We start from the raw sequence: 12,549 nt of genomic DNA, 5'->3' as shown, positions 1-12,549 counted from the left end.
TGGGTTATCCCTTCACGGCGCCGGACATAAGTCCACGGACGAAGTAGCGCCCGGAAACGATGTAGACGATAAGAGTTGGCAGTGCGGCGAGGATCGCGCCGGCGAAATGCACGTTGTATTCCTTCACGCCCGTCGACGAGTTGACGAGATTGTTGAGCGCGACCGTCATCGGCGTGCTGCTGAACCCCGAGAACGAGGCGCCGAACAGGAAGTCGTTCCAGATATTGGTGAACTGCCAGATGACGGACACCACGATGATCGGACCCGACGACGGCAGCAGGATGCGCCAGAAAATCTGGAAGAAGCTGGCGCCGTCGATCTGCGCAGCGCGGACCAGCTCCGTCGGGAATGCTTCGTAGTAATTGCGGAAATACAGCGTGGTGAAACCGAGACCGTAGATCACGTGCACGAAAATCAGGCCTTGAATGGTGCCGGCCATTCCGAGGGCACCGAGAACCCGCGCCATGGGTATGAGGACGATCTGGAACGGAATGAAGCAGCCGAGCAGCAGCATGCCGAACATGACGTTCGAGCCGCGGAACCGCCACTTCGTCAGCACATAGCCGTTCAGCGCGCCCAGCACCGTTGAAATCGCCACGGCCGGGATGACCATGATGATCGAGTTGATGAAGTAAGGCTTCAAACCTGTCGGCTGCACGCCGATCTGGGCCGTGGACCAGGCCGCAAGCCAAGGCTCGATGGTCCATTCATGCGGCGGCGACAGCATGCCACCCTGACGGATTTCATCGAGGGTCTTCAGCGAATTCACCACCATGACGTAGAGCGGCAAAAGGTAGTAAAAGGCGAAGACCAGCAGGGCGATATAGATAAGGATGCGTGTCAGCTTGCCGCTGGAGATGGCATTGTCCGGACTCGGAGCGCTCATTTGCTGCCTCCCCTGACTTCAGAATAGAGATAGGGAATGATGATCGCGAAAATGGTGATCAGCATGATGATGGCCGAGGACGCGCCGATGCCCATGGAATTGCGTGTAAACGTATAGGAATACATGAAGGTCGCGGGCAGTTCGGTTGCCTGTCCGGGGCCGCCGCCGGTCAGCGCAATCACCAGGTCATATGCCTTGATGGCGAGATGGGCGAGCACGACAAAGGCCGACAGGAAAACCGGGCGCATCAGCGGAATGATGATGCGGCGATAGATCATGGCGGTGGACGCGCCATCGATCTGTGCCGCCTTGATGATCTCGTTGTCGACGCCGCGCAGACCGGCAAGGAACATGGCCATGACGAAGCCGGACGATTGCCAGACGGCGGCGATCACCACCGTATAGATCGCCATCTTGGAATCCTTGATCCAGTTGAAGGCGAAACTGCTCCAGCCCCACTGGTGCATGGTGTTCTCAAGACCGATTCCGGGATCGAGGAACCATTTCCAGGCAACACCTGTCACGATGAACGACAGCGCCATGGGATAAAGGTAGATCGGCCGCAAGAAACCTTCGATGCGGATCTTCTGATCCAGCAGGATGGCAAGGCCAAGCCCGATGACGGTGCAGATGATGATATAGAGCGAGGCAAAAATACCCAGATTGGTGATGGCCCGCCACCAATGCGGCAGAGCCCACAATTTGCGGTAATTCTCCAGTCCGACAAAACCAAAGGACGGCAGCATCTTGCTGTCGGTGAACGACAGGACGCCCGTATAGATGATAAAGCCATAGACGAAGATCAGGACAATCAGAAAACTCGGCCCCAACACCAGTTTGGGTATCAAGTCCTGTATGCGGCTGCGGGTATCCATAGCCTCACCCCTTCAACTCTTAAGTTCTTGTCATTGCCGTGCTTGTTCACGGGAACCTGTCCGGGGCTTTGCGCCCCGGACAGAAGGAGCGCGCTTACTTGGCAGCGTCCACGGCGGAAACGAGTTCCTTGACCGCTGCGTCTGATGTCAGGTCACCGTTGAATTCGCGGGTAACCACGTCATAGATCGCATTCTTGATGGCGGCCGGAACCGCATAGCCATGGGCCATGGAACCGTAGAGCGTGCCGGCCTTGTTGGCTTCAGCCAGGTCCTTGATCGCCTTCTTGCCGCAGGCATCGAAGGCCGCATCGGACACATCGGTACGTGCCGGAGCTGAACCCTTCACGACGTTGAAAGCGGACTGGAAGGTCGGGCTCTCGATGGACGATGCCATGACGAGCTGCGACTTATGCTCAGCATCGCTCTTCTTGAAGAACAGGAACTGGTCGGAGTTGAACGTGACCGAACCCTGGGTGCCCGGGAAGCGCATGCAAACGAAATCCTTGCCTGGCTCCTTCTTGGCCTTGACGAACTCGCCCTTGGCCCAATCGCCCATGAACTGCACGCCGGCCTTGCCTTCGATAACCATGGTGGAGGCAAGGTTCCAGTCGCGACCGGAGAAGTTGTCATCCACATAGGAGCGCAGCTTGGTCATGCGGTCAAACGCTTCCTTCATCTTCGCGCCGCCCAAAGCCTTGGGATCGAGATCGATGAAAGCCGCCTTGTAGAAGTCATTGCCGAGCGACAGCACGACCGCGTCGAAAATCGTCGCGTCCTGCCATGGCTGACCGCCGTGGGCGATCGGTGTGATGCCCTGCTTCTTGAAGTTGTCGAGAAGGGCAATCAGTTCATCCCAGTTCTTGGGTTCCTTGCCGCCAGCCTTGTCGAGTGCAGCCTTGTTGATCCACATCCAGTTGGTGGAGTGGACGTTGACCGGTGCGGCGATCCAGTGACCGTCATATTTGGAGAAGTTCTGCAGCGCGCCGGGAATAACGTCGGCCCACTTTTCCTTCGATGCGACATCGTCAAGGTTGGCAAGAACGCCCTGCTTGGCCCAGTCGGTGATGTCGAAGCCCAAGGCCTGTACGGCTGTCGGAGGGTTGCCGCCGGTGACACGGGCGCGCAGAACGGTCATGGCTTCCGTACCGCCACCACCGGCAACAGGCATGTCGGACCAGGTGATGCCCTTCTTTTCCAGATCCTTCTTCAGGACTTCCAGCGCTGTCGCCTCACCGCCGGATGTCCACCAATGCAGGACTTCGACGTTTTCGGCAGCGCGGGCCATCGTGGCCGTGCCGAGCAGCATGGCTGCCGCAGCAACCGTATTCATCAACTTATTCATTTCATTCCTCCCAAGGAAAAAAAGATAAAATTCCCACTACCCTAGACCTCAGTTATCCCTCAGCCTGCCCCATTCATACAATAAGCCGAATGGCGAATACAATCGATTTAATTCGACGCCCAAAGTAATATCCTCCGCCCCATATGCATGTTCAGGGTCTTGGTCTCGGTGTAGTCCTCGACCGCATGACGGCCCAGTTCACGACCAAGGCCAGACTGGCGATAACCGCCGAACGGCAGCTCCGCTGCACCATCCATGAACGTGTTCATCCAGATGGTCCCGGCACGTACGCGGCGGCCTACCATCAGGCACGTATCGAAATCGCGGCTCCATACGCCTGCCGACAGGCCGTAGTCGATGGAATTGGCAATCCGGATGGCATCTTCCATCGTTTCGAATGTTAGCACGGAAAGCACAGGACCAAACACCTCTTCACGCGCGACGGCCATATCCGGCTGCACCGCCGAAAGAATGGTCGGGCTCATATACTGCCCAAGGCCGAGATCCAGCGGCGTACCGCCATGGGAAACGGCAGCGCCCGCCGATGCGGCATTGCGCACATAGGTGTCGATCTTGGCCAGATGTTCCGGTGTGATGATCGCACCGACCTTGGTCTGCGGATCAAGCGGATCGCCAACCCGGACCTTGGCCGACAGCGCGGCAACACGCTGCGTGACCTCATCGGCAATATCCCGATGAACGATCAGGCGTGAGCCGGCATTGCAGCATTCGCCCGCATTGAAATAGGCGCCGAACACCGCCGCATCGATGAAATCATCGAGATTGGCATCGGGGAAAACGATCTGCGGGTTTTTGCCGCCAAGCTCCAGCGAGACCTTTTTCAGCGTCTGGGCGGCATTGGCCATCGTCAGCTTGCCGACAAGGGTCGAGCCCGTGAACGAGACCATATCGACATCCGGATGGGTGGTCATCGGCGCACCGACCTCGGCGCCCGTACCGGCAAGGATGTTGACGACACCGGCGGGAACACCGGCTTCCATCAGGATTTCACCGAGAACGAGCGTCGATCCCGAGGTCAGTTCGGACGGCTTGACGACAGCCGTGCAGCCGGCAGCCAGGGCAAAGGGCAGTTTCTGGCTGACGATAAGGAAGGGGAAATTCCACGGCGTGATGATAGAGATGACACCGATCGCCTCACGCAGGACCACACCCAGCGTGCCGTCACCCAGCGTGTTGTAGCTTTCGCCATGCAGATCGCGGCCGAGCGCGGCGGCATAGCGCCAGATATCGACCGCGCCGCCCAGCTCGCCCTTGGCCTGCGAAATTGGTTTGCCGGATTCGATGCAGTCGAGATAGGCAAGTTCGTCGGAACGTGCCGCAATCAGATCAGCGGCCTTGAGCAGGATATTCGAGCGTTCGGCGCCGGTCATGCGCGACCATGGACCGTTGTCGAAGGCATTGCGGGCGGCACGGATGGCGCGCTCCGCATCGGCTTTCGTGCCCGCCTGATAGCGCGAGACCACGACACCATGGCCGGGGCTCTTGCGCTCGATCACACCTCCCTCTGCACCATCGGTCCATTTGCCGTCGATCAGCATCCGGAATTCGCGGATCTTGAAATTGTCGAGCGCTTGTGGCCGCATCAGAACCGTCATTACCATTCTCCCTTGAACACGGGCTCACGCTTTTCGGCAAAGGCCGAAACACCTTCTTTCAGGTCCGCTGTTTTGGCGACGAGGATCGAGCCGAGTGCTTCGACCGCCGTGCCATTGTCTTCGCCGTTAGCCGACGCAATCATCAGTTTGGCCACTTCCACCGCAGCCGGTCCGCGCCTGGCGATCCGCTCGGCATAGGCCTGCGCAGCGGTGACGGCGGCACCGGTTTCCACCACGTGGTCGACGATCCCGAGCGTGGCCGCTTCGGTCGCGCTGAAGATTTCACCGCCCAGCGCCATGCGGCGGACAGCCTGTGCCCCAAACCGGCGGACAAGCCGCTGCGTTCCCGACCAGCCCGGCACCATGCCGAGGCCCGTCTCCGGCAGGCCGATGCGGATATGCGTTTCGGCAATGCGAATATCGGCAGCAGCGGCAAGTTCGAGCCCGCCGCCCAGCGCATGCCCGTTGAGCGCGGCAATCAATGGCACGCGCAACGTCGCCAGACGCTCGAAGACGCGATGCCCGAAGCGGACCCAGGCGTGACCGAACTCGTTCGGCGTCATCGCCGCCCAGGCCTTGATGTCGCCGCCTGCGGAAAAGGCCTTGCCGGCGCCTGTCAGGATGGCGACGCGAATATCGGCATTGGCCTCCAATTCGTCGCACGCGGCTGAAAGCTCCTTCAGCATGGCAATATCGAAAGCGTTGAGTTTTTCCGGGCGCGACACGGTAATGGTTGCGACAGGCCCGTTGGAGTCAACCGTGATGCGGGGCTCAGCCATGGAGCGTCCTTTCCGGTTTCTGCGGCAGCTTCAAGCCGAAAGGCCCTTCGGCGAAGAGCTCTGCCGCCATCAGTTTCAGATCGCCGGCAACGATGAGCGGGAATTCCGACTGATCGAGAATCTGGGTCTGGAGATCGACACCCGGCGCAATCTCGGTAAGCACGATGCCTTCCGGGCGCAGGACCATGACGCAGCGCTCAGTGACATAGGTGATGTCCTGCCCCTGCTCCACGGCACGGCGGCCGGAGAAGGTGACGTGCTCGACTTCGTTGACCAGTTTCTTCAGCTTGCCTTCCTTCTCGATGACAAGCTTGCCATTCTCCACATGCACCTTCGCACCGGCATTGAACATGCCGGAGAAGACGATCTTGCGGGCCCGCGCGGTGATATCGACGAAACCGCCGGCACCGGCCGTCACATGCGGGCGGAAGCTCAGCTTGGACACATTGACGGAGCCGGACTTGTCGATCTCGAGGAAGGACAACAGCGAGGCATCAAAACCCGCACCCTGGAAATAGGTGAACTGGTGCGGTGACGGCACGAAGGCTTCGGCGTTGGAGGCGCAGCCAAAGGCAAAATCGAGAAGCGGGATACCGCCGACCGGCCCCTGCTCGATCACCCATGTCACCGCGCCATGCAGGCCCTCTTCGAGCAGGATGCGCGGGACATTGGCGGAGATGCCGAAACCGAGATTGACGGCGCTGCCTGCCTCAAGCTCCGTCGCGACACGGCGGGCAATCACCTTCTGGATGTTGAAATCCGGCAGGGCGAAATCGTCGAGCGGATGGAAGATCTCGCCCGAGATAGCTGGGTCGTAGACGGTCTGCGTGGTCTGCTTCTGGTCGGGGTCGACGACGACATAATCAACCAGAATGCCGGGAACGCGCACGTCATGCGGTTTGAGCGAACCGCTTTTGGTGATGCGCTTGACCTGCGCAATGACAATGCCGCCATTGTTGCGCACGGCTAGAGCCTGATCGAAGCCGCCGAGGTATGCGCCCTCATGCTCATAGGTCAGATTACCGCGCTCATCCGCCGTGGTGGCGCGGATGATGGCGACCTGCGGGATAACGGGCTTGAAGAACAGCCACTCTTCGCCCTCAAACTCGATCTTGCGGACCACCGGCTCGCGGGCGGCCGAGGCATTCATGGCGCAGCCCTGGCGGTCCGGGTCGACGAATGTATCGAGCCCGACCTTGGTCAGGACGCCCGGACGCTTGGCCGCCGCCTCGCGGTGCATGTCGAACAGGATGCCGGAAGGAATGTTGTAGGCGGCCACCTCGTCATTGCCGATCATCTGCCAGATCAGCGGCGGTTCAGCGGTCGAAGGCCCGGAAGGGTAGGAGCCGCCGAGAATGCGCTTGAGCAGCCCCTTCTTGGCGATGTAATCGATGCCTTTGATGCCGCTCATGTCACCCGCCGCAATGGGATGCAGCGTGGTCAGATCGCGCGGATGGCCCGTCGCATCGAAACGCGCGCCGATGGCTTTCAGCATCAGATCGGGGCAGCCAAGGCCGCTCGACGACGAGACCGAAACGATCGCTGCGTCGGGGATGAGGTTTGCCGCCTCTTCAGGGGTTATGTGCTTGCTCATGCTTGACGTCGTTCTCTTCAAAGACCTGGATTGATTGTCTGCACGGTGCCGGTGCGGGCGGCGTCGGTGACCGCAAGACCGGCGGCAAGCGACCAGACGCCATCTTCGCCCGTTGCCGGAGGCTGCCCCTTGCCGAGGATGGCGGCATGGAATTTGGCAATGCCGGTTTCGTAGAGGTTCCGGTGGTCGAGCTTGAGCTCGGTTTCACCCTCGGCATTGCGCAGGGTGACGGTGCCGACCGGCTTCTGCGTCATGACATTGCGGCCGACCAGCGAGCCTTCGGAGCCGTGCACCTCGAAGCCGGTTTCGGCATACTTCGTAGTGAAGCCATCATGGAACTGGGCAATCAGGCCCGACTTGAAGCGCAGCACGCCCATGACGCCATCGGCAAGGCCTGCCTTGCCAAGGCCGCCGATCTGGCTGGCGGCAACCGCCTCGACAGGATCGTCGCCCAGCACATAGCGCAGTGTATCCGTGTCATGCACGGTGATATCCAGGATGACGCCGCCGCCGGCTTCCGGCTTGTCGAGCCGCCAGCCCTGCAGGTGCGGCGGCAGATAGACCGCATGGAAAACCCGGGCGGCGAGCGGTGTGCCGATCCGGCCGGCAGCAATGGCGTCGCGCATGGCGGTGTGGCTCGCGGCATTGCGCAGATGATGATTGGTGCCAAGCACCACACCGGCCGCACGGCAGGCGTCAACCATGGCGCGTGCATCCGCAAGGCTCATGGCCAGCGGCTTTTCGCACAACACATGCTTTCCCGCAGCCGCGGCCGCGAGCACCTGATCCCTGTGCAGCTCATTGGTCGTCGAGATGTAGACCGCGTCGACATCCTGATCGCCGACCAGCGCATCGAGCGTGGTCACGGATTTGGCAATGCCGTGATCGGCAGCATATTTCCGGCCACGCTCGGCACTGGTGCTCATGACGGAAACGATCTCGCCGCCTTCGGCACGGATCGCATCGATCACCCATTCATGCGCAATCGTGCTTGCTCCGATCAATCCCCACCGCATCATGCCATTTCCTCCAGATGATTGTTCCTGACCGGCGCACCGCAGCTTTGCCGCACCACAAGGCGCACGGACGTCACCAGCGATTCCTGTTCATTGCCGCCGGCATTGATCTGCTTGAGCAGGAGCTGGGCCGCACGCTGGCCCATGCCCTGCGGGTCGACCGAAACGGTTGTCAGCGCCGGGACGGCGGTCTTGGCCTCGATCACGTCGTCGAAACCGATCACGCCAAAACCCTTGCCGGGCTCGATGCCGACGGCCCGCAAACCATCGCAGACACCGAAGGCCACCGCATCGTTGAGGCACAGCGCCGCCGTTGCCCGATCGGGATGGAGCATCATGCGCTCGACAGCGGCAACACCACCGGCGCGGGACGGCGCGGAATGGATGATCAGCGCCTCATCGACGGCAATGCCCGCTTCCTGCAGGGCATCGCGATAACCGCGCAGCCGCTCGGCAAAAACCGCGGTATCGAGAAAGCCGCCCATGAAGCCGATGCGCGTGTGGCCAAGGGCAACCAGATGACGCACGGCCGCCTTCGCGCCGGTATAATTGTCGGAAAGCAGGGTGGAGACCTTGGCACCCAGCAGATTGCGCACCACAACCACCACCGGAATACCGCTGTCGATCAACGGCTTGATATCCGCCGCCTCGGTGCCGCGCGCCGGCGACAGGATCATCCCGGCGATGCCGTTTTCCCGCATGGACGCGATGACTTCGCGCTGGCGGTCGACGCTCTCGCCGCTATGGGCAAGGAACTGCACGTAGCCTGCCGACTGAACGACCATATCCATGCCGACGGCGAGTTCGGCGAAGAAGCTGTTGGTGAGATCATTGACCACGATGCCGACGATTTTCGAGCGCGCCTGGCGCAGGTTGGCCGCACCGCGATTATAGACATAGCCGAGATCGGCGATGACGCTGTTGACCTTCTCACGGGTCTTTTCATTGACCAGCGGACTGCCCTGCAGAACCAGCGACACGGTGGATTTCGACACGCCGGCGGCATGCGCAATATCCACAACGGTTGTCCGGCTTCGGCTCACGGTCTTCCTCCCAGTCAGACGATGGATATAATTGGAACGTTCCAAATATGTCAAGCAGGAAAAATCAAGGACTATCACGATACATCGTCAGGACAACACAGAAAACCATGATTTACGGTGATTTCCTGCTCATTTTAACTTTCTCAGCCGTCGATCTTTCATTTTTCGGCTGCACAAAGGCTCGGATTTTTTCCTCTTGTTTTTTGGAACGTTCCAAATTACAAAGCCCTTCATACGACCGGGAGCGATATGATGAGCCTAGTTCTGAACCTGCCCGCCGCCGATGGCACGCTTTCAGCCTACCGCCTTTCCGGCGAGCCGACAGCGCGGCCGGATGCTCCGCCATCCTTCAGCCGTATCGCCTACGCGGCCGCCCATGTGGTGTCCGATCCGCGCAGGGACAGCGCGCCCTGGGGTTCGCCCGCCATCGACTGGGATGCCACCATGGCCTTTCGCCATCATCTCTGGTCACTCGGGTTCAAGATCGCCGAAGCCATGGACACGGCCCAGCGCGGCATGGGGCTGGATTGGGCAGGCGCGCAGGAACTGATCCGCCGCTCGCTCGCCGAGGCACGCAGCGTGCCGGGCGCGGACCTTGCCTGCGGTGCCGGGACCGACCAGCTGGCGCCGGAAGACACCCGCAGCCTCGCAGATGTGATCGCCGCCTATGAAACGCAGATCGGCTTTGTCGAGGCTGAGGGCGGCCGGGCCGTGATGATGGCCAGCCGGGCGCTCGCCAAAGTGGCAAAATCCCCGGATGACTACCGGGCCGTCTACGGCGAAATCCTGCGCCAGACGCGCAACAAGGTCGTCCTGCACTGGCTCGGTGACATGTTCGATCCGCAACTTGCCGGCTACTGGGGCTCCCACGACTTCGAGCACGCCCTGGAAACCGTGCTTGCCATCATCGATGACAACAGGGACAAGGTCGAAGGCATCAAGATTTCGCTGCTCGACAACACCAGGGAAATTGCCCTGCGCAACCGGCTGCCCGAGGGGGTCCTGTGCTTTACCGGCGATGATTTCAACTATGCCGAACTGATCGAAGGCGACGGCGCACGGTACAGCCACGCCCTGCTCGGCATTTTCGATGCGGTCGCGCCGCAGGCCTCGAAGGCACTGGCGCTGCTGGCAAAGGGCGAGACGACGGCCTTCCGCGCCGTGATCGAACCCACCGTGCCGCTGTCCCGCAAAATTTTCGAAGCCCCGACGCAGTATTACAAGGCGGGAGTGGTTTTCCTGGCCTGGCTCAATGGTCACCAGAGCCATTTCACCATGCCCGCCGGCATGCAGTCGGCACGCGGTATCGTTCATTATGCCGATATTTTCCGGCTGGCCGATCAGGCCAATGTTCTCGACAGGCCGGAACTTGCCGCAAGCCGCATGAAGAGCCTGCTTCAGCTATACGGTCTCTGATATCCGGCTTCTGCTGGAGCCCTCTTGATCCCGCGGGCTTGCCGGGCGATTGTCCGTGCCGACTCGCTCCATCATCCGGGATTCCCATGAAGCTGCTTTACCAGACACACTCGCCCTACGCCCGCAAGATACTGGTCGCCATTCACGAAATCGGTCTGGCGGACAGGGTCGAGGTCATCCACCACGAAACCAGTCCAACCCGGCGCAATGAGGCGGTCTATGCGCTCAACCCACTGGGAAAGGTTCCGGTGCTGATCGGCGAGGACGGCTTTGCGCTGTTCGATTCGGTTGCCATAGCGGACTATCTCAGCACCCTCCCCGGTGGCTCCGCCCTCATCCCGCCAAGCGGGAATGCACGCTGGGAAACACTGCGCCTGCAGGCGGCGGCGCAGGGCATTGCCGATTCCGGCATCGTGGTGCGCTGGGAAACCGAGCGGCGGCCGGAGCCTCTGCGTTGGCCGACCATGCGCGATGCCCAGTTGCAGAAAATCATCGCGGCCTGCGATTTCGCCGAGAAGGAAGCATCCCTCGAGGGCCTGCCGCGCATCGGTGAGATCGCCCTGGCGACAACGCTCGACTGGATCGCGTTTCGCAACGTCTATCCGTTTGCCGAAGGCCGCCCGCGCCTTGCCGCATGGTATGCCGGTTATTGCCAGCGTCCCTCGATGCAGGCAACCGCTTTTTCCGGTGAAACGCACGATTGAGACGGCGGTGAAACACCGTCTCCTCCAGGCCCATGCGGCGAGCGCCGGCCTGCGCCTTTGAATCCGATAGCTATTTGCACAAGTATCCAGTATTGAAGAACCCGTGGTGATTTGGCCGGCCGGCTTGCAGCCACGTTAAAAAACTCGCTAAAGGGCCGCGTGCGGACCGGAAGCGTTCTATCGGCTTTTTTTGGTGACCGTGATGCCTATCAAGATTCCTGATAAACTGCCCGCCTTCGATACTTTGGTAAGCGAGGGCGTACGCGTGATGACGGAAGCCGTGGCTATCCGTCAGGATATCCGCCCGCTCCAGATCGGGCTGCTCAACCTGATGCCCAACAAGATCAAGACAGAATTGCAGATCGCGCGCCTGCTTGGCGCTTCACCGCTGCAGATCGAACTTTCGCTGGTGACCGTCGGCAGCTACAAACCGAAGAATACGCCCGAAGACCATCTCAGCGCCTTTTATGAGACGTGGGAAAAGGCGCAGCACCGCACGTTCGACGGTTTCATCATTACCGGAACCCCCGTCGAGACAATCCCGTTCGAGGATGTCAGCTACTGGCCGGAAATGCGCGATATCCTGGAGTGGACGCAAACCAACGTCCATTCGACGATGAATGTCTGCTGGGGGGCGATGGCGGCACTTCATCATTTCCACGGCGTGCCGAAGCACGCGCTTGGCGAAAAAGCATTCGGTGTCTACAGCCAGAGAATCCTGAAGACAGCGTCGCCCTATCTCAACGGCTTTTCCGACGATTTCGCCATTCCGATATCACGCTGGGCCGAAGTGCGGCCGGCGGACATTCTTGCGCGGCCGGAACTGACGCTGCTGGCACATTCGGAGGAGAAGGGAGCCTGCATCGTCGAAGATCCGCGGTATCGCCGCCTTTATGTGCTCGACCATCTCGAATATGATTCCGGTTCGCTGGCCGATGAGTACTTCCGCGATATTCAGGCCGGGGTACCGATCAACCTGCCGTTCAACTATTTCCCCGATGACGACACATCAAGGCCGCCGCCCAATCGCTGGCGCTCGCATGCGCATTTGCTCCTGTCCAACTGGATAAACGAGATTTATCAAACGACACCCTTTGATATCGGTTCAATCGGAAAATCCCGATAAACGAAGGCCGGGCCAGCACGGCCGCCCGCCCTTCACCGCTGGATAGGGCAGCGGGAAGCCTATTCCGGCACAGTATGCGCTCGGCGCAGGACGGTTTTGGCCATGAAGGTTTCGAGGGCGTCGGTTTCTGCGGCGGTGACATGCAGGCCGAC

General features: G+C 60.5%; 11 protein-coding genes and 1 riboswitch. Of the genes, 3 read left to right on the top strand and 8 right to left on the bottom strand.

Annotated elements, in window-relative coordinates; genetic code table 11:
* Window positions 1-4: 4 nt before the first annotated feature.
* The 8 genes from AC1Q5O_RS19775 to AC1Q5O_RS19740 all read right to left on the bottom strand — a co-directional run bounded on the left by AC1Q5O_RS19775 (window position 5) and on the right by AC1Q5O_RS19740 (window position 9,151).
* Entirely contained in the window at window positions 5-886 is an 882-nt protein-coding gene (locus AC1Q5O_RS19775) for a carbohydrate ABC transporter permease (RefSeq protein ID WP_464662193.1), read from the bottom strand.
* The gene (locus AC1Q5O_RS19770) at window positions 883-1,761 is read right to left on the bottom strand and encodes a carbohydrate ABC transporter permease (protein WP_492565334.1); all 879 of its coding nucleotides are present in this window, start codon (window positions 1,759-1,761) and stop codon (window positions 883-885) included. Before AC1Q5O_RS19770 ends, AC1Q5O_RS19775 begins: the two co-directional genes overlap by 4 nt.
* Window positions 1,762-1,855: 94 nt before the next feature.
* A complete protein-coding gene (locus tag AC1Q5O_RS19765; protein WP_346304993.1) occupies window positions 1,856-3,103 on the bottom strand; it encodes an ABC transporter substrate-binding protein in 1,248 nt (415 codons plus the stop codon).
* Between the two features lie 107 nt (window positions 3,104-3,210).
* The gene (locus AC1Q5O_RS19760; RefSeq protein ID WP_492565331.1) at window positions 3,211-4,719 is read right to left on the bottom strand and encodes an aldehyde dehydrogenase family protein; all 1,509 of its coding nucleotides are present in this window, start codon (window positions 4,717-4,719) and stop codon (window positions 3,211-3,213) included.
* Entirely contained in the window at window positions 4,719-5,498 is a 780-nt protein-coding gene (locus AC1Q5O_RS19755; RefSeq protein WP_492565329.1) for an enoyl-CoA hydratase/isomerase family protein, read from the bottom strand. Before AC1Q5O_RS19755 ends, AC1Q5O_RS19760 begins: the two co-directional genes overlap by 1 nt.
* A complete protein-coding gene (locus tag AC1Q5O_RS19750) occupies window positions 5,491-7,092 on the bottom strand; it encodes an acyl CoA:acetate/3-ketoacid CoA transferase (protein ID WP_492565327.1) in 1,602 nt (533 codons plus the stop codon). The genes AC1Q5O_RS19755 and AC1Q5O_RS19750 overlap by 8 nt, the downstream gene beginning before the upstream one ends.
* 17 nt (window positions 7,093-7,109) lie before the next feature.
* Window positions 7,110-8,111: a Gfo/Idh/MocA family protein gene (locus AC1Q5O_RS19745; RefSeq protein WP_492565326.1), complete on the bottom strand. Its 1,002-nt coding sequence runs from the start codon at window positions 8,109-8,111 to the stop codon at window positions 7,110-7,112.
* Window positions 8,108-9,151: a LacI family DNA-binding transcriptional regulator gene (locus AC1Q5O_RS19740; protein WP_492565324.1), complete on the bottom strand. Its 1,044-nt coding sequence runs from the start codon at window positions 9,149-9,151 to the stop codon at window positions 8,108-8,110. Before AC1Q5O_RS19740 ends, AC1Q5O_RS19745 begins: the two co-directional genes overlap by 4 nt.
* Window positions 9,152-9,403: 252 nt before the next feature.
* Here AC1Q5O_RS19740 and AC1Q5O_RS19735 point away from each other — a divergent pair, with 252 nt between their 5' ends.
* The 3 genes from AC1Q5O_RS19735 (at window position 9,404) to AC1Q5O_RS19725 (ending at window position 12,397) form a co-directional block, all read left to right on the top strand.
* A complete protein-coding gene (locus AC1Q5O_RS19735) occupies window positions 9,404-10,567 on the top strand; it encodes a dihydrodipicolinate synthase family protein (RefSeq protein ID WP_492565322.1) in 1,164 nt (387 codons plus the stop codon).
* Window positions 10,568-10,653: 86 nt separating this feature from the next.
* Entirely contained in the window at window positions 10,654-11,271 is a 618-nt protein-coding gene (locus AC1Q5O_RS19730; RefSeq protein ID WP_492565320.1) for a glutathione S-transferase family protein, read from the top strand.
* A gap of 93 nt (window positions 11,272-11,364) precedes the next feature.
* Window positions 11,365-11,442: riboswitch (SAM riboswitch) on the top strand.
* Between the two features lie 31 nt (window positions 11,443-11,473).
* Window positions 11,474-12,397 carry a homoserine O-succinyltransferase gene (locus AC1Q5O_RS19725; protein WP_492565319.1) on the top strand — a complete coding sequence of 308 codons (924 nt, stop codon included), beginning with the start codon at window positions 11,474-11,476 and terminating at the stop codon, window positions 12,395-12,397.
* Window positions 12,398-12,549 lie beyond the last annotated feature (152 nt).

It is taken from the genome of Phyllobacterium sp. MT110, assembly GCF_058792715.1.
The sequence above is the reverse complement of the archived record's forward strand: the minus strand, read 5'-3'. Positions and strand labels throughout refer to the sequence as shown.

Excerpts from the sequence above, each read along its gene's own strand:
- AC1Q5O_RS19745 (WP_492565326.1), bottom strand. The coding sequence starts at position 8,111 with ATGATGCGGTGGGGATTGATCGGAGCAAGCACGATTGCGCATGAATGG.
- AC1Q5O_RS19730 (WP_492565320.1), top strand. The coding sequence starts at position 10,654 with ATGAAGCTGCTTTACCAGACACACTCGCCCTACGCCCGCAAGATACTG.
- AC1Q5O_RS19760 (WP_492565331.1), bottom strand. The coding sequence starts at position 4,719 with ATGACGGTTCTGATGCGGCCACAAGCGCTCGACAATTTCAAGATCCGC.
- AC1Q5O_RS19775 (WP_464662193.1), bottom strand. The coding sequence starts at position 886 with ATGAGCGCTCCGAGTCCGGACAATGCCATCTCCAGCGGCAAGCTGACA.
- AC1Q5O_RS19750 (WP_492565327.1), bottom strand. The coding sequence starts at position 7,092 with ATGAGCAAGCACATAACCCCTGAAGAGGCGGCAAACCTCATCCCCGAC.
- AC1Q5O_RS19765 (WP_346304993.1), bottom strand. The coding sequence starts at position 3,103 with ATGAATAAGTTGATGAATACGGTTGCTGCGGCAGCCATGCTGCTCGGC.
- AC1Q5O_RS19735 (WP_492565322.1), top strand. The coding sequence starts at position 9,404 with ATGAGCCTAGTTCTGAACCTGCCCGCCGCCGATGGCACGCTTTCAGCC.
- AC1Q5O_RS19770 (WP_492565334.1), bottom strand. The coding sequence starts at position 1,761 with ATGGATACCCGCAGCCGCATACAGGACTTGATACCCAAACTGGTGTTG.
- AC1Q5O_RS19755 (WP_492565329.1), bottom strand. The coding sequence starts at position 5,498 with ATGGCTGAGCCCCGCATCACGGTTGACTCCAACGGGCCTGTCGCAACC.
- AC1Q5O_RS19725 (WP_492565319.1), top strand. The coding sequence starts at position 11,474 with ATGCCTATCAAGATTCCTGATAAACTGCCCGCCTTCGATACTTTGGTA.